A 16,895-nucleotide genomic window follows, 5' to 3' on the forward strand; every position below is an offset into this window, starting at 1 on the left:
CCATGAAAGTTTTCTACGACAAAGACGCCGACCTCTCCCTCATCAAGGGCAAGCAAGTGACCATCATCGGCTATGGCTCGCAAGGCCATGCGCACGCGCTGAACCTGAAGGAAAGCGGCGTGAACGTGACGGTCGGGCTGCGCAAGGGCGGTGCTTCGTGGAGCAAGGCCGAGAACGCCGGCCTGCCGGTGAAGGAAGTGGCCGAAGCCGTGAAGGGCGCCGATGTCGTCATGATGCTGCTGCCCGACGAGCAGATTGCCGAGGTCTACAAAAACGAAGTGCACGACAACGCGAAGAACGGCGCGGCCCTCGCATTCGCACACGGCTTCAACGTTCACTACGGCCAGGTGATTCCGCGTGCGGACCTGGACGTCATCATGATCGCGCCGAAGGCTCCGGGCCATACCGTGCGCAACACGTACCAGCAAGGCGGCGGCGTGCCGCACCTGATCGCGGTGGCGCAGGACAAGTCCGGTTCCGCGCGCGACGTGGCGCTGTCGTACGCAGCTGCGAACGGCGGCGGCCGTGCGGGCATCATCGAGACGAACTTCCGTGAAGAAACCGAAACGGACCTGTTCGGCGAGCAGGCCGTGCTGTGCGGCGGCACCGTCGATCTGATCAAGGCCGGTTTCGAAACGCTGGTCGAAGCGGGTTACGCGCCGGAAATGGCGTACTTCGAATGCCTGCACGAACTGAAGCTGATCGTCGATCTGATCTATGAAGGCGGCATCGCCAACATGAACTACTCGATCTCGAACAACGCCGAGTACGGCGAGTACGTGACGGGCCCGCGCATCGTGACGGAAGAGACGAAGAAGGCGATGAAGGCCGTGCTTACGGATATCCAGACCGGCGAGTACGCGAAGAGCTTCATCATCGAGAACCGCGCGGGTGCGCCGACGCTGCAATCGCGCCGCCGCCTGACGGCCGAGCATCAGATCGAGCAAGTGGGCGAGAAGCTCCGCGCGATGATGCCGTGGATCGCGAAGAACAAGCTCGTCGACCAGTCGAAGAACTAAGCGTGTCTGCGTGACCCCGCGTCACGGTTCTTGCTCAACCGAAAGCCGCCCGGAAGCCGCTGTGCGCCGGGCGGCTTTTGCTATCCTACGGTTTTTAGTGCGACGTGAGTCGCATCGACTGGACGGCGCAAGCCGTCCCATTGGTGGCACCTTGGGCCACCCCTTGTGTAGCAAACGAAACCGAGTGCGGTTTGGCTTGGAATCGTAGCTTTAGACGCACCGGAGTCTTCGGACCCTTGCGCGTAATCGCATTGACCTGATTACCGTCAGGTTCCGCCCAGTTAGCGGCTTCAACTCCGCTAACAAAGCGGATTGGAGTATGTGATTTTAGGGTAGGTCGAGCGCAAGCTCGGTTTGTCATTGTTCAATCTCACGGGGTTAGCCCCCCTATGAGGTAGAGAACCTGCTGTACGACCAGCAGTAGCCTAGGAGGACATGCGTCACTGGCAACGGTGGGGTGTGAAGCTTCTCTGACAATGTAGCCCCCGAAGTTTGGGTGACTGCCTGTTGTGAAACAGGTATTCAGAGACTCCTAGCAGCAAGGGGGTTGAGGCGCTAGGCTGGCTGATACGGTTAACGGAAGTGAACTGCTGATAAACCTCGTAAGTAGGACGATGCCAAAGCTGCTGATAGGCATTAACCAAAACGGTGTGCGGTCGGATAACTCGCTTGAAATTCGGGTTACGTCGTCTTAGGGCCGCCGGGGGAAAGGCAGAACCTACGTCAGTCATGTGGCAGGCCGGGAACACGGTAAGCCCGTATCGTTGCCAGTGCAGTTGGGCTGGCAGGCGGCCCGCAAGGAACGCTGTTGACGATGCGGGTAGAGGATGACGGAAAAAGCGAATGACGGGCTGTAATGGTCCGGATAGGGATTGAGACATCATCCCACGCGAAAGCGGGCAGACTTCCGTCTGGTCTACCGTCGCAAGATGGCTGACAGACCTTGTGACTTGGTGAGACACGAGCGCTCGCGTTCGTGCGTAGTACATGGATGACATATGGGCGCATGCGCCCGTATTTGTTCAACTGTTGTTCCCCAGCGGGGTGTGTCTATCCCGCTGGGGAAGATGCGCCTTCTGCTGTGGGAATGATCAACCCAAGGTAGGAGAGCAGCATGAAAGTATCTGTCCGGAAGGATGGATCTGCGCTTTCCCACGTGCCTGACAACTGGCACGCCGTAGATTGGCGTCGCGTCGAACGGAACGTGAGAGGGATGCAGATACGAATTGCGAAGGCGACGCGGGAAGGCGACTGGCGCAGGGTGAAAGCCTTGCAACGGATGCTGACCCGCACGTTGTCCGCAAAGCTGTACGCGGTACGACGTGTTACGCAGAATCAAGGTGCGCGAACGGCCGGAGTCGATCGCGAACTGTGGGATTCGCCTGAGAGCCGGTGGGAAGCTATCGGCAGGTTGAAGCGGCGTGGGTACAAGCCTTTGCCATTAAGGAGAGTCTTTATCCCCAAGGCCAATGGAAAGGAGCGCCCTTTGGGCATTCCGACCATGCGGGACAGGGCGATGCAAGCCCTGTATCTGCTGGCCTTGGAGCCGGTGTCGGAATCGACGAGTGATCCGAACTCTTATGGGTTCAGACTCAATCGCTCGACAGCCGATGCCATGTCGCAGATATTCGTCGCAATGTCCCAAAAGGGCTCGGCCCGATGGGTGCTGGAAGCGGATATCAAAGGCTGCTTTGACTGGATCAACCACGACTGGTTAGAAAGCCATGTCCCGATGGACAAGGAGATCCTCCGGAAGTGGTTGAAGGCTGGCCTGATTTACAAGGGGCAGCTACAGGCGACCGAGGCCGGTACGCCGCAGGGGGGCATCATCTCCCCGACGCTGGCAAATGTGACGCTGAACGGGCTGGAGCGTGAACTGATTGGGCACCTCGGTGCGACGTTGGGAATCGCGAAAGCCAAGAAGCTGAAAGTGAATGTGGTGCGATACGCGGATGACTTCGTGATCACCGGCGACTCGAAAGAGATTCTGGAAAACGAGGTCAGGCCTTGGGTGGAAGCATTCCTTGCTGTTCGGGGCTTGCAACTGTCCGAGACAAAAACGCGGATCACTCACATTGACGAAGGCTTCGATTTCCTTGGGTGGAATTTCCGGAAGTACTCGGGAAAGCTGCTCATCAAGCCGAGCAAGAAGAACGTGCAGACGTTCTATCGCAAGGTGTCGGAAACGATCAGTGGTAACAAGACGGTGAAGCACGAGGATTTAATCCGATTGCTGAATCCGATGCTACGGGGTTGGGCGCAATATCACAGCCCCGTCGTAGCTAAGCAGGCATACAGCCGCATGGAGTCTCTGATCTTCCGAAGACTTTGGTGGTGGTCAAAACGGCGACATCCAAACAAGGGTGCTGAATGGGTGAGGAAGAAATACTTTCATTCCGATGGCACTCGACACTGGATTTTTGCTGTTCCTGTAGTTCGAGACGATGGCAGTAACGGCTTGACCGAGTTGTACCAGCTTCGCGGTACATCGATCAGGCGGCATCGCAAGATCAAAGGCGACTTCAATCCTTTTGATCTTGGTTGGGAGCAGTATGGCGAACAATTGCGACAGGCGCGCATGGAAGTATCAATGCGTCATCGCAAGCAATGGGTTTCGCTATACCGATCGCAAGGCGGGCTGTGTGCGCACTGCGGCGGTGCTCTGACACGAGAGACCGGTTGGCACGATCATCATCTGGAATACCGGATGCATGGTGGTTCCGACGGCCTCTTCAATCGAGTGCTATTGCATCCCGACTGCCACCGACAAGTGCATGTAGGTAAAATTGCGCTAACTAAGCCGGCCCGGTCATAAAACTGGGCTTTGTACGTAGATTGGAGCCGTATGCGGGGAAACTCGCACGTACGGTTCTTAGGGGGCTCTCCTTCTGCGAAGAAGGGGGGCTACCCTCCTAAAACACAGAACACGTTCATGAACTATCCTCATCCGATCATTGCCCGCGAAGGCTGGCCGTTCATCGCCATCGCGGCCGTCGTTGCCATTCTCGTGCAGGCGATCGGCGGCTTCGGCTTCGCCTGGCTCTTCTGGCTGATCGTGATCTTCGTTGTCCAGTTCTTCCGCGATCCGCCGCGACCCATTCCCACTCAGCCGAACGCGGTGCTGTGTCCGGCCGACGGGCGCATCGTCGCGGTCGAAACGGCGCACGATCCTTACGCCGGACGCGAAGCACTCAAGATCAGCGTGTTCATGAACGTGTTCAATGTTCACTCGCAGCGTTCGCCCGTCGACGGCGCGATCACCAAGGTGCAGTACTTCCCCGGCGCGTACTTGAATGCTGCCGTCGACAAGGCATCGACCGAGAACGAGCGCAACGCGATCGTCCTGCATACGGCGGCCGGGCATACGGTGACGTCGGTGCAGATCGCGGGTCTGATCGCACGGCGCATTCTCTGTTACGTGCACGCGGGCGAACCGCTGACGCGCGGCCAGCGTTACGGCTTCATTCGTTTCGGCTCGCGCGTCGACGTGTATCTGCCGGTCGGAAGCCGGCCGCGCGTGTCGATCGGCGAGAAGGTGTCCGCCTCGTCGACCATCCTTGCCGAATTCGCGGAATAACGCGGAGGTTCCGATGGCGGCATTCAAGACGCGCCGTAACCGCGCGAACGCGACGCCGCCGCGCGCGTTCCGCCGCAACAAGGCCATTCAGGACGTGAGCGTCGTCGAGACGCGGCGCGCGAAGCGGCAGCAGTTTCTCCGCAAGCGCGGCATTTATCTGCTGCCGAATGCGTTCACCACGGCGGCGCTGTTTTGCGGCTTCTTCGCCGTCGTTCAGGCGATGAACGTGCGCTTCGAGATCGCGGCCATCGCCATTTTTGTCGCGATGGTCCTCGATGGCATGGACGGCCGCGTTGCCCGCATGACGCATACGCAAAGCGCGTTCGGCGAGCAGTTCGACAGTCTCTCGGACATGGTGTCGTTCGGCGTCGCGCCCGCGCTCGTGATGTACGAATGGGTGCTGAAGGATCTCGGGCGCTGGGGCTGGCTTGCGGCGTTCGTCTACTGCTCGGGCGCGGCGCTGCGGCTCGCGCGTTTCAACACCAACGTCGGCGTGGTCGACAAGCGCTATTTTCAGGGCTTGCCGTCGCCGGCTGCAGCCGCGCTGATCGCCGGTTTCGTGTGGCTCGCGACAGATAACCGCGTGCCGCTCAAGCTCGTGTGGCTGCCGTGGGTCGCGTTCGGTCTGACGATCTACGCGGGCGTCACGATGGTGTCGAACGCGCCGTTCTATAGCGGCAAGGCGCTCGACGTGCGGTATCGCGTGCCGTTCGCGGGCGTGCTGCTGATCGTGGTGGCGTTCGTGCTCGTATCGTCCGATCCGCCCGTCATGCTGTTTTGCCTCTTCGTGCTGTACGGCTTCTCCGGATACGTCTGGTGGGCCTACATGGCGATGCGCGGCAGGCCGAATCCGGCGCGCAGTTCGCAGCGCGATCACTGACGCGCGGGTTTATCGGCATCGGGAAGAGCGGCGGCCTGCAAGCCCGCCGCTCTTTTCATTCACACGCAATCAACCCGCTTCCAGCACGCCGTTGCGCACCCGCACATGCTGGCCTTGCGCAAATGGCGGTTGCTGCTTGTACGTGAAATAACGCGTCTTGCCGTTCTCCATCCTTACGCGCACCGAGTAATCGGTTTCGCTGCGGATGTGTTTCTCCACCGAGTTGCCCGCAAGACCGCCGCCGAGCGCGCCGAGCAGGGTCATCGCGGTGCGTCCGCCGCCGCGCCCGAACTGGTTGCCGACGACACCCCCGGCCACCGCGCCACCGACCGCGCCGATACCCGTGCCGTGTCCTTCGCGACGGACGGCGGAGATAGCTTCGACTGTGCCGCATGTCGAGCAGTACGCGGCTTTCGGCGGCGGCTGCTGCGCGTAGGAAGGTTGTGCGGGCGCCGGCTGGACAGGCGCCTGCTGCACCGGCTGCGGAGAGAGTTGCGGAGCGGGTTGCTGCGCGACCGGCTGTGCGGGCGCGGGTGCGGCCTGGCTCACCACCGGCTGTGGCGCGACGGCCGCCGTCTGCGTCTGCGGATTTTGAGCGGACGTGCTCGACGCCCTGGGAAATACCCCTGTAATCGCTGCCGTCGCGGCCAGACTTGCCACGATCACCGCGCCCGCCGCCGTCGCGACGAGCGGATGCAGACGCCGCTGCTGCGGTTGCGGCTGGCTGGCGTCGGAAGAGGGCGACGACGCGAATTTTCTGGTCCCGTTATCCATGCTGAACCTCCGTTCGAGGCAAAGTGCCGACGCCATCGATTCTGGTGCAAGCGTGCGATCGGCGCTTTTTCAGAGTGTAACTTCGTGTTTTCGTTAGGAAAGCACGTTGGATGCCAGCCTCGACCGGAAATAAAAAAGCGCGCCCCGCAGGACGCGCTTTTCAGCGTGGATAAACCGAGCGTACCGCTCAGTCCTCCCGACGCAGATGCGGAAACAGAATCACATCGCGGATGCTGGGGCTATCGGTCAGCAGCATCACCAGCCGGTCGATGCCGATGCCGCATCCGCCTGTCGGCGGCATGCCGTATTCGAGCGCGCGAATGTAATCGGCGTCGAAGTACATCGCTTCTTCGTCGCCGGCATCTTTCTGGTCGACCTGCTTCTGGAAGCGCGCAGCCTGATCTTCCGGATCGTTCAGCTCCGAGAAGCCGTTCGCGATCTCGCGCCCCGTGATGAACAGCTCGAAGCGCTCCGTGATGCCCGCCACGGTGTCCGACTCGCGTGCGAGCGGCGACACTTCGATCGGGTAATCGACGATATACGTCGGCTCCCACAACTGCGATTCCGCTGTTTCTTCGAAAAGCGCCAGCTGCAGCGCGCCGATGCCGGCATTCAGAAACGCGGGCTGCGTCGTATCGACTCCGAACTTCTTCAGCTCCGCGCGCACGAACACGCCGTCGTTCAATTGCTCGTTGGTGTATTGCGGCGCGTACTTTTGAATGGCCTGGTTGATCGTCAGCCGATGGAACGGCTTGCTCAAGTCCAGTTCGCGGCCCTGATACATGATGGTCGCGGTGCCGAGCGCATCGATTGCGGCCTGGCGGATCAGTTGCTCGGTGAAGTCCATCAGCCAGCGGTAGTCCGTGAACGCCGCATAGAATTCCATCATCGTGAATTCCGGGTTGTGACGCGGCGAAACGCCTTCGTTCCGGAAATTACGATTGATCTCGAACACGCGCTCGAAGCCGCCGACGATCAGCCGCTTCAAATACAGCTCGGGCGCGATGCGCAGGAACATCTGCATGTCGAGCGCATTGTGATGCGTGACGAACGGCTTCGCCGCCGCGCCACCGGGAATCGGGTGCAGCATCGGCGTTTCGACTTCCATGAAGTTCGCCTGCGCCATGAAGTTCCGGATCGACGTGACCGCCTTCGTGCGCGCCATGAACGTCTTGCGCGATTCCGGCGTCACGATCAGATCGACGTAACGCTGGCGATAACGCATTTCCTGGTCGGCGAGACCGTGGAACTTGTCGGGCAACGGGCGCAGCGCCTTCGACAGCAGCCGCAGCTCCGTGCAGCGCACCGACAGTTCGCCCTTGTTCGTGCGAAAGAGCACGCCGCGCGCCGCGACGATATCGCCCAGGTCCCACTTCTTGAACGCCTCGTAGACGTCCGCGCCGACATCGGCGGGCGTCACGAAAAACTGGATCTGGCCGCTGCCGTCCTGAACCGTCGCGAAGCTGGCCTTGCCCATCACGCGCTTGAGCATCATGCGGCCGGCGAGCGCCACGGGCAGGGGATTCGCTTCGAGCGCTTCCTTGTCGGTTTCGGCGTACTCGGTTTGCAGCGCGGCGGCCTGATGCGTCGGGCGGAAGTCGTTCGGATAAGCGACGCCTTGCTCACGCAGCGCGCGCAGCTTGTCGCGGCGCTCGGCGATGATCTGGTTGTCTTCCAGTTCGGGAGCGGCGCTCGTCTGGGTCGGTTCGGTCATGATGATTCTTGGCTTTTAGGGCGAGGCGGATGCGCGGTGAGTCGAAACGAAAAACGCGGATATCGAAGCCGATATCCGCGCCGGCGGTCAGACGCCCTGTTTCAGGCTCGCGCTGATGAAGTCGTCGAGGTCGCCGTCGAGCACGGCGCGCGTGTTGCTCATTTCCACGCTGGTGCGCAGGTCCTTCACGCGGCTCTGATCGAGCACGTAGGAGCGGATCTGATGGCCCCAGCCCACATCGGTCTTGCTCGATTCGAGCTTGTCCTGTTCGGCCTGGCGCTTGCGCATCTCGAATTCGTAGAGACGCGCTTTGAGCATCTGCATGGCTTCGGCGCGGTTGCGGTGCTGCGAGCGGTCGTTCTGGCACTGCACGACGATGCCCGTCGGCGCGTGCGTGAGGCGCACGGCGGAGTCCGTCTTGTTGATGTGCTGGCCGCCCGCGCCGGATGCGCGATACGTGTCCGTGCGGATATCGGCGGGATTGATTTCGATCTCGATCGAATCGTCGATTTCCGGATACACGAACACCGACGAAAACGACGTATGCCGGCCGCCCGACGAATCGAACGGCGACTTGCGCACGAGGCGGTGAATGCCGGTTTCGGTGCGCAGATAGCCGTACGCGTATTCGCCTTCGACCTTGATGGTCGCGCTCTTGATGCCGGCGACATCGCCTTCGGATTCTTCGAGCACTTCGGTCTTAAAGCCCTTGCGCTCGCAGTAGCGCAGGTACTGGCGCAGCAGCATGGACGCCCAGTCGCACGCCTCGGTGCCGCCCGCGCCCGCCTGAATGTCGATGAAGCAGTTGTTCGGATCGGCCGGGTTCGAGAACATCCGGCGGAATTCCATGTCTTCGACGCGCGCCTTCAGCGCTGCGGCGTCCGCTTCGCAGGCGACGAGGGTGTCTTCGTCGCTTTCGTCGCGCGCCATGTCGAAGAGGTCCTGCGCGTCGCGCAGATCGTTGCCGAGCGCGGTCAGCGTCGTCACCACGCCGTCGAGCAGCTTCTTCTCACGACCGAGCGCCTGGGCGTTTTTGGAATCGTTCCAGACGTTGGGGTCTTCGAGTTCCTTGTTGACTTCGGTCAGACGCGCGAACTTGGCGTCGTAGTCAAAGATACCCCCGTAGCTCGTCCGCGCGGCGGCGCAGGTCGGCCAGAAGGCTTTCGATCGCGTTGAGACGTTCTGCTTCCATTGTCGATCTTCGGCTTCGTAAAAAGGTGCAATTATAGCCGATCGACACGTGGCGCCTGACGCGCCTGCGGCAGTTTCACTGCGAGTCGGCAAGCAATGCTTCGCATGCCGCGACGTGCTCGGCGGCCTCGTCGGCGGTGAGCTGGAACAAGTCCAGCGTGTAGGTCTGCGCGATCTGCTCCGGCGAAAAGCGCGAACGCACGCGCGAATACAGCGCGCGCGTAACGGACGTCCTGCCTTCCTTCCGGCAACTCAGGCACAGATCGAGAAAGTCGGTAGTTTGCACCGAGCGCAGATGCGCGTTTTCGGCGAAGAAGATAATGTCGGCGTCTTCGACAAAACGATTCATGTTGAAAACTGCGTGAAAACCGAAGGGCGGTTGTGAAGCGCGCGTGAATTCAAGCGAGAAACGATCGGCCAGCTGTTCGTCGGCGAAGCGAATGCCGAATTCGCGTTCCAGCAGTGGGCGATATGTGCGGCAGATCAGTTCGTCTTCGACGATTTGCGGATGCGGCGGAAACCGTTCGTCGGTTGCGAGTATCTCCAGAAGCCGCCGGGAACGCAGCGAAAAGCCGCCATTGCCGACGGACATCCCGTCGTGATGAAACGGCCAGCGCGCCGATGTAATCGCACGAGAAGAAATCTTCCGTCCACGCCGACGGATTGACGACGAAACCGTCCCATTGGATCAGCAAGACCCACGGCGTCGAAACGTGCCGCAGCAAGTGCTTGAGTATGAACGCACTGTATTCTTCTCGCGATCCGATTGCCGGAATCAGCGCGATTCGTGAATTGCTTTCGACGCGTTTATCAGTCAGTAAAACCGAATCGCCGAACAGGCAGCCCCGTTTTGAAATATCGAGTGCTCTCGATGCGAGCACGGGATTAATGCAATCGACGGCACAAAGCGTCACATTGCGCAGATTTATTTTCTGGGAATCCATCGGGAAACAAAAGCCTTCGGCTCGGAAATCCATCGATTATAGATGTCATCGAATAGAAGATTTCCGAGGGGCCGTCAAGCCGAATGAATGCCCTTCTAACCCGCGTGTTCGACGATCATTTGCACGCGCGCCACGCCGTTCCAGGAATCGCTGACGAGCCGGTACGCGACCGTCGCGCGCGGCGGCAACGGATCGACGTGATTGAACCAGATCGCGTTGAAGCGCTGCCGCCCGCGCATGAGCGACAGCTTCAGATGCTTCTCCTTGACGAGCGCCTGAGACGCGACATCGAATTCGCCGGAGAAGGTCGGCGCCGGGAAGCCCTGGCCCCAGACGGCGGCGTCGATCAGTTCCACGAATTGCGGCGTGAAGTACGCATCCTCCAGTTCGCCGTCCGTCTCGATGGTTCGAGCGAGCGCTTCGGCCGTCAGCCATTCTCGCCCGACCGTTTCGAACGCGGCGGTGAAGCGCGCGATATCGGCGGTGGCGAGCGTGAGGCCCGCCGCCATTGCGTGGCCGCCGAACTTGTGGATGAGACCGGGCTCGCGCTTGCTGATCAGATCGACGGCGTCGCGCAGGTGAAAGCCCGGGATCGAGCGGCCCGAGCCTTTGGAAAGCGTGCCGGCGTCGTCGGCGTGCGCGAACGTGAACGACGGCCGGTGAAAGCGCTCCTTCAGCCGCCCCGCGACGATGCCGATCACCCCCTGATGCCAGCCGGGATCGAAAAGCGTGAGCGTCGCGCGCTCGCCGGGATCGAAAGTTTGCAGCTCGGCGAGCGCCTGTTGCTGCATCCCCGCTTCGATCTCGCGCCGCTCGCGGTTCATCGAATCCAGTTGCTGCGCGAGTTCCCACGCGCGGCCGATATCGTCGGTAGTCAGGCATTCGATGCCGAGCGACATGTCCGACAGCCGGCCCGCCGCGTTCAGCCGCGGTCCGAGCGCAAAGCCGAGATCGAAGCCCGATGCGGCGCGCGCATCGCGGCCCGCCGCGCGAAACAGCGCCGCGATGCCCGGCTGCATGCGGCCCGCGCGAATCCGCTTGAGTCCCTGCGCGACGAGGATGCGGTTGTTCGCATCGAGCTTCACGACGTCCGCGACGGTGCCGAGCGCGACGAGATCGAGCAGGCCGTCCAGACGCGGTTCGGGCGCATTCCCGTAAGCGCCGCGCCGGCGCAATTCGGCGCGCAACGCGAGCAGCACGTAGAACATGACGCCCACGCCCGCGATGCACTTGCTCGGAAACCCGCAGCCCGGCTGATTTGGGTTGACGATCGCGCGCGCGGCGGGCAATTCGTCGCCGGGCAGGTGATGGTCGGTGACGAGCACGTCGATGCCGAGCGCATTCGCCGCCGCGACGCCTTCGACGCTGGCGATGCCGTTATCGACGGTAATCAGCAAGTCGGGCGGGCCGAGCGGCGAGCGTGCGGCCAGATCGACGATTTCGGGCGTCAGTCCGTAGCCGTATTCGAAGCGGTTCGGCACCAGATAGTCGATGGTCGCGCCGAACATGCGCAAGCCGCGCACGGCGACGGCGCAGGCGGTCGCGCCGTCGCAGTCGTAATCGGCGACGACGAGCATGCGCTTTTTCGCAGCGAGCGCATCGGCGAGGACGACGGCGGCATCGTCGCAACCCTTGAGGCCGACGGGCGCGTGCAGGCGCTTGAATTCGGTTTCGATCTCATCCGGCGACGTGACGCCGCGCGCCGCATAAAGCCGCGCGATCACGGGATGCAGGCCGTGGCGCATCAGCGCTTCGGCGTCGGCGGGAGACGAAACGCGCGTAACGATTCGGGTCATTCGGCTATGGCCTTCATTCGATGAAAAGCGCCGCAATCGGCCGGCGACGCCAGAACTTGCGCAAATCCGAACGCGTGACGGAAAGCGTCACCGAGCCCGTGTCGCCGCACAGCGTGATGCCGAGGCGCTTGAGCGAACCGTTCGACAGCGCGTCGAGCGCGGGCGCGAGCCAGTCCTTCTCGAGCGCCCGAAGGGATGCGTTCCAGCGCGCCCAGTCCTGCTCGATGAACGGCGCGGAGAACGGATCGAGTTCGACGAGCGCCGTGCCTTCGGCATTGGCCTTCACGAGCGCGGGCAGGCTTTCCGGCGGCGTGTGCGCTTCGATGCCGGCGGCGATCGCCAGCCCGCGCGTCGCGGCGGCATCCGACATGACGCGTGCGAACGGACTCGTGACGGGACGCATCGCGCCTTGCGCATGCAGCCAGATGGAGTTGATCGCGGGCAGGCCGCGCGACTCGCGTTCCACGTTGAGCGGATGTTCGAACCACGCCATCTGCACTTCGTTCTGCAGCTTCATCCATGCGCGCGAGCGTTCGCCCGTGCGGGCTTCGTGCGGCAGCCAGATTTCGATGTTGCGTCCGGTCGCGCGCAACGGCGATGCCCCCGCGAGCGCGCCGAGCGCTTCACCGGACACGTACCAGCGCAGCGGCGTCGGCGCCTGCAACGCGATGCCCAGTTCTTCGATCACCGGCCGCGCCGTCTGAAGCAACGCGCGCGCTTCTTCGGTCCGCACGCCGAGCGTGGCGGGATCGATCAATACCAGATGATCGTGCGCGATCCGGACATGAACCGGCTCGATGCAAGCCCACGACGCATCGCCGGGCGTGCCGCCATCGGCGAGAAGCATGAAGGGGGCGAGCGGGGCGTCGTCGGCGTGGCGCTGACCGGCGCCCTGCGTAACCACGCCGAAGCGCTGCGCGATCCAGCGTTCGTGCGGCAGCGTGCGCTGGAAATCCTCTCCGATCACGCGTTCTTCGAGCGTGGCGCGGGCGAGCAGCTTGTCGAGCGCCGCGCTTTCTAGTCCGTGCAGCGCAGTGGCGGCGTCCGCCGCCGAGGGCAAAGCGAACGGCAGAAGAAGGTGAAGGTCGGGAACGGGCATGATGGTCGGCATTGTAGGGCATGCGCCGATGCCACGCGCGTCGGGGGAACGCTGCGAATCGCCCGCCGAAAGGCCTTTGCGCACTCCGCCGAATGGCCGATGCCAGCGCCCGTTTGTTACGGCGCTCACGCCACCTATGGCAAACTTTCGCAAATTCCGGCCATGCCCCGCATCGGTTCACGGCCGCGACAGCAACAGCAGACACAGGGATTCGCTTGAAACTTCCGTACGAATGGCAGATCGGCTGGCGCTACACGCGCGCCAGCAAACGCACCACAGGCAACGGCTTCATCTCCTTCATCGCGCTCGTGTCGATGGCGGGCATCGCGCTCGGCGTCGCCGCGCTGATCGTCGTGTTGTCGGTCATGAACGGCTTCCAGAAGGAAGTGCGCGACCGCATGCTATCGGTGCTCGCGCACGTCGAAATCTTCTCGCCGACCGGGTCGATGCCCAACTGGCAACTGACCGCGCAGGAAGCGCGCCGCAATCCGGAAGTGACCGGCGCGGCGCCGTATGTCGAAGCGCAGGCGCTGCTGACGCGGCAAGGTGCGGTGAGCGGCGTTGCGCTGCGGGGCGTCGAGCCGTCGCTGGAGCCGCAAGTGTCGGACATCGCGAAGGAAATGCGCGCGGGCAAGCTCGCGGATCTCGTGCCGGGGGAATTCGGCATCGTGCTCGGCCGCGATCTGGCGACGAACCTCGGCGTGATGACCGGTGACAGGATCACGCTCGTCGCGCCCGAAGGCACGATCACGCCGGCCGGCATGATGCCGCGGCTCAAGCAGTTCACGGTCGTCGGCATCTTCGAGTCCGGGCACTACGAATACGATTCGACGCTCGCGCTCATCGCCATCCGCGATGCGCAAGCGCTCTTTCGCCTGCCCGCGCCGACCGGCGTGCGCCTTCGCCTGAAAGACATGCAGCGCGCGCCCGAAGTCGCGCGGCAACTGTCGCATACGCTGTCCGGCGATTTGTACATCCGCGACTGGACGCAGCAGAACAAGACGTGGTTTTCCGCCGTGCAGATCGAGAAGCGCATGATGTTCATCATCCTCACGCTGATCATCGCGGTGGCCGCGTTCAATCTCGTTTCGTCGCTGGTGATGACCGTCACCGACAAGCAGGCCGATATCGCGATCCTTCGCACGCTCGGCGCGCAGCCCGGCTCCATCATGAAGATATTCGTGGTGCAGGGCGTGACGATCGGCTTCATCGGCACGGCGCTCGGCGTGTCGCTCGGCTGTCTCATCGCGTGGAGCATTCCGTGGCTCGTGCCGATGATCGAACATCTGTTCGGCGTGCAGTTCCTGCCGCCTTCGGTCTATTTCATCAGCGAGCTGCCGTCCGAGCTCGTGCCGGGCGATGTCGCGAAGATCGGCGTCATCGCGTTCCTGTTGTCGTCGCTGGCCACGCTCTATCCGAGCTGGCGCGGCGCGAAGGTGCGTCCGGCGGAGGCATTGCGTTATGAGTGACATGATTCCAGACAACAATATCGTGCTGCACGCGTCGGCGATTTCGAAGACCTTCGTGCAGGGCGGCTTCAACGTCCAGGTGCTCGACAACGCGCAGCTCGAAGTGCGGCGCGGCGAAAAGCTGGCGATCGTCGGCGCATCCGGCTCGGGCAAGAGCACGCTGCTGCATGTGCTCGGCGGACTCGACGAACCGAGCGCGGGCAAGGTGTCGCTGCTCGGCAAGCCGTTCACCGAGCTGAAGGAAAAGGAACGCAACGACTTGCGCAATCGCGCCCTCGGTTTCGTGTATCAGTTCCATCATCTGTTGCCGGAATTCACCGCGCTCGATAACGTCGCGATGCCGCTGCGCATCCGCCGCATGCCCGAGGACGCGGCGCGCAAGGAGGCGATGGCGATGCTCGAACGCGTGGGCATCGGGCATCGTGCGAAGCATCGGCCGGGCGCGCTGTCGGGCGGCGAGCGGCAGCGCGTGGCGATCGCGCGTGCGCTCGTCACGCGTCCGGCGTGCGTGCTGGCCGACGAGCCTACCGGCAATCTCGACGGCGGCACCGCCGATACGGTTTTCAATCTGATGCTGGAACTGTCGCAGACGCTCGAGACGAGCTTCGTGATCGTCACGCACGATGCCGATCTCGCCGCGCGTTGCGACCGCATCATGCGTTTGCGCGACGGCGTGCTGCACGAAGAGCCGTCGGTGCCGGTCTGAGCGTCGCGGACCACGGAGCGCGCCATGTGGATCGATACCCACTGTCATCTCGATGCCTCGGAGTTCGACGCGGATCGCGATGACGTCGCGCGCGCGGCGGTGGAGTCGAACGTGACGCGCATCGTGATACCGGGCGTCGAGCGCGCGAACTTCGATACCGTGCGAGTGCTCGCGCATCGCATCGAAGGCGGGGCGTATGCGCTCGGCATTCATCCGCTCTTCACGCCGCGCGCCACCGAGGATGACCTTCTCGTGTTGCGCGAACGGATTGCGGCGAGTCTCGACGATCCGCTCTTCGTCGGCATCGGCGAAATCGGGCTGGATTACTTCGTCCCGACGCTCGACGACGCGCGCCAGCAATTCTTCTATGACGCGCAGCTCAAGCTCGCTCGAGAGTTCGATTTGCCGGTCATTTGCCATGTGCGCAAGTCGCAGGACAAGGTGTTGAAGGGCTTGCGCGTGAATCGGATTCATTGCGGCATCGCGCATGCGTTCAACGGCAGCTTTCAGCAGGCCGAGGCGTTCATCGCGCAGGGCATGCGGCTCGGCTTCGGCGGCAATCTGACGTTCGAGCGCGCGCGTCAGATTCGCCGGCTGGCGGCGGAGCTTCCCCTCGACGCGATCGTGCTCGAAACGGATGCGCCCGATATCGCGCCTGCGTGGCGGTACAGGGGCCGCAATACGCCGGATCAGGTCGCGGGCATCGCGAAGGTGCTCGCGGAGCTGCGCGGCATCGACGAAACCGCGCTTTCCCTAGGCACAACGGCTAACGCGCGCGCGGCGCTTCCCCGGCTGGGACTCGCTTCTTCATAATCGTTCGCAGGGTCATTCGATTCGGACCACTGATGGTGTCCGGGTGGATGCGTTCGCGTCGACGATGAAAGAGGAACGAGTGCGTGCGATGTTGCTGGGGTTTGCGTTGGGTGTCGGGTGGCTGCAGCAACAGGCGCGTTTGCCGGGCTTGCTGCTTTGTTGCGTGGCTGTCTGCATTGCACTGAGCGCGGGATGCATCGCGCGCCGCCGGTTCGGAATCAGCGCATTCGTGATCGCGGCGGTCGTCGCGGGCTTCGCGTTTGCGGCGTTGCGCGCCGAGATTCGCTTGCGTCCGCATTTGCCGGTCGAGTACGAGCAGCGCGATATCGAACTCACCGGCTTCGTGCGCGGTTTGCCTGAGCCACATCCGCAAGGCACGCGCTTTCTGTTCGAAGTGGAGGCGAACGGCGCGGGGTTGTACGACTTCCCGAAGATCGTGAGGCTGCTTTGGGTGCCGACGGCGACGCATGCTCCGCCTACGTTGCATGCCGGTCAACGGTGGACGCTCACCGCGCGTCTCAAACGCCCGCATGCGAACGCGAACTTCTCGCTGCGCGACGGCGAAGTGGCCCTGCTCGAGCGCGGCATTCGGGCGACGGGATCGGTATCGCTCGCGCGTGCGCCGCGTCGACTTCCCGGCGATGCGATCGGTCCGTGGCTCGCCATCGATCGATGGCGAGGGCATATTCGTCAGCGCATCGAGACGGTGCTCGGGAGCGCGCTGCATCGCGGGATCATCGTGGCGCTTGCGGTGGGCGCGCAGGAATCCGTCAGCGACGACGACTGGGCCATCATGCGCGCAACCGGCACGAGTCATCTGGTTGCACTGTTGTGGTGAAGAACACACAATGCTTCGTTCTTCCCGCGTCTCGGCTGTTCTGATAGGCGAAAACGGATTGTCCGAAAGGCATAA

The 16,895-nt window shown here is 62.7% G+C and carries 14 protein-coding genes and 1 pseudogene; 8 read left to right on the top strand and 7 right to left on the bottom strand.

Annotated elements, in window-relative coordinates:
* Window positions 1-2: 2 nt before the first annotated feature.
* The 4 genes from ilvC (at window position 3) to pssA (ending at window position 5,476) form a co-directional block, all read left to right on the top strand.
* Window positions 3-1,019 carry a ketol-acid reductoisomerase gene (gene ilvC / locus P9220_RS08840; RefSeq protein WP_309764510.1) on the top strand — a complete coding sequence of 339 codons (1,017 nt, stop codon included), beginning with the start codon at window positions 3-5 and terminating at the stop codon, window positions 1,017-1,019.
* A gap of 1,114 nt (window positions 1,020-2,133) precedes the next feature.
* On the top strand, window positions 2,134-3,834 hold the full coding sequence (gene ltrA / locus P9220_RS08845) for a group II intron reverse transcriptase/maturase (RefSeq protein ID WP_309764511.1): 1,701 nt from the start codon (window positions 2,134-2,136) through the stop codon (window positions 3,832-3,834).
* A 117-nt stretch (window positions 3,835-3,951) separates the two neighbouring features.
* Window positions 3,952-4,596, top strand: a complete 645-nt coding sequence (locus tag P9220_RS08850) for a phosphatidylserine decarboxylase (RefSeq protein ID WP_309764512.1) — start codon at window positions 3,952-3,954, stop codon at window positions 4,594-4,596.
* A gap of 13 nt (window positions 4,597-4,609) precedes the next feature.
* On the top strand, window positions 4,610-5,476 hold the full coding sequence (gene pssA / locus P9220_RS08855; RefSeq protein ID WP_309764513.1) for a CDP-diacylglycerol--serine O-phosphatidyltransferase: 867 nt from the start codon (window positions 4,610-4,612) through the stop codon (window positions 5,474-5,476).
* 69 nt (window positions 5,477-5,545) lie between these two features.
* Here pssA and P9220_RS08860 read toward each other — a convergent pair whose 3' ends face one another.
* The 7 genes and pseudogenes from P9220_RS08860 to P9220_RS08890 all read right to left on the bottom strand — a co-directional run bounded on the left by P9220_RS08860 (window position 5,546) and on the right by P9220_RS08890 (window position 13,006).
* Entirely contained in the window at window positions 5,546-6,250 is a 705-nt protein-coding gene (locus P9220_RS08860) for a glycine zipper 2TM domain-containing protein (RefSeq protein WP_309764514.1), read from the bottom strand.
* Window positions 6,251-6,437: 187 nt separating this feature from the next.
* Window positions 6,438-7,964, bottom strand: a complete 1,527-nt coding sequence (gene lysS, locus P9220_RS08865; protein ID WP_309764515.1) for a lysine--tRNA ligase — start codon at window positions 7,962-7,964, stop codon at window positions 6,438-6,440.
* A gap of 87 nt (window positions 7,965-8,051) precedes the next feature.
* A protein-coding gene (gene prfB, locus P9220_RS08870) for a peptide chain release factor 2 (protein ID WP_309764516.1) occupies window positions 8,052-9,156 on the bottom strand; the annotation gives its coding sequence in 2 pieces (ribosomal slippage) (window positions 8,052-9,083 and window positions 9,085-9,156; 1,104 coding nt in all).
* 75 nt (window positions 9,157-9,231) lie between these two features.
* A complete protein-coding gene (locus P9220_RS08875) occupies window positions 9,232-9,504 on the bottom strand; it encodes a hypothetical protein (protein ID WP_309764517.1) in 273 nt (90 codons plus the stop codon).
* A 72-nt stretch (window positions 9,505-9,576) separates the two neighbouring features.
* Window positions 9,577-9,747: pseudogene (locus P9220_RS27045) on the bottom strand (hypothetical protein); the annotation flags it as partial.
* Between the two features lie 447 nt (window positions 9,748-10,194).
* On the bottom strand, window positions 10,195-11,895 hold the full coding sequence (gene recJ, locus P9220_RS08885) for a single-stranded-DNA-specific exonuclease RecJ (protein WP_309764519.1): 1,701 nt from the start codon (window positions 11,893-11,895) through the stop codon (window positions 10,195-10,197).
* Between the two features lie 13 nt (window positions 11,896-11,908).
* Entirely contained in the window at window positions 11,909-13,006 is a 1,098-nt protein-coding gene (locus P9220_RS08890) for a regulator (RefSeq protein ID WP_309764520.1), read from the bottom strand.
* Between the two features lie 203 nt (window positions 13,007-13,209).
* Between P9220_RS08890 and P9220_RS08895 the strand changes: the two genes are divergently transcribed.
* The 4 genes from P9220_RS08895 to P9220_RS08910 all read left to right on the top strand — a co-directional run bounded on the left by P9220_RS08895 (window position 13,210) and on the right by P9220_RS08910 (window position 16,820).
* On the top strand, window positions 13,210-14,463 hold the full coding sequence (locus P9220_RS08895; RefSeq protein WP_309764521.1) for a lipoprotein-releasing ABC transporter permease subunit: 1,254 nt from the start codon (window positions 13,210-13,212) through the stop codon (window positions 14,461-14,463).
* On the top strand, window positions 14,456-15,169 hold the full coding sequence (lolD, locus tag P9220_RS08900; RefSeq protein WP_309764522.1) for a lipoprotein-releasing ABC transporter ATP-binding protein LolD: 714 nt from the start codon (window positions 14,456-14,458) through the stop codon (window positions 15,167-15,169). Before P9220_RS08895 ends, lolD begins: the two co-directional genes overlap by 8 nt.
* 24 nt (window positions 15,170-15,193) lie before the next feature.
* The gene (locus tag P9220_RS08905) at window positions 15,194-15,982 is read left to right on the top strand and encodes a TatD family hydrolase (RefSeq protein WP_309764523.1); all 789 of its coding nucleotides are present in this window, start codon (window positions 15,194-15,196) and stop codon (window positions 15,980-15,982) included.
* An 88-nt stretch (window positions 15,983-16,070) separates the two neighbouring features.
* Entirely contained in the window at window positions 16,071-16,820 is a 750-nt protein-coding gene (locus P9220_RS08910) for a ComEC/Rec2 family competence protein (protein ID WP_309764524.1), read from the top strand.
* Window positions 16,821-16,895: the final 75 nt, after the last annotated feature.

The organism is Caballeronia sp. LZ016, from assembly GCF_031450805.1.
In the GTDB taxonomy this organism is placed as follows: Bacteria; Pseudomonadota; Gammaproteobacteria; order Burkholderiales; family Burkholderiaceae; genus Caballeronia.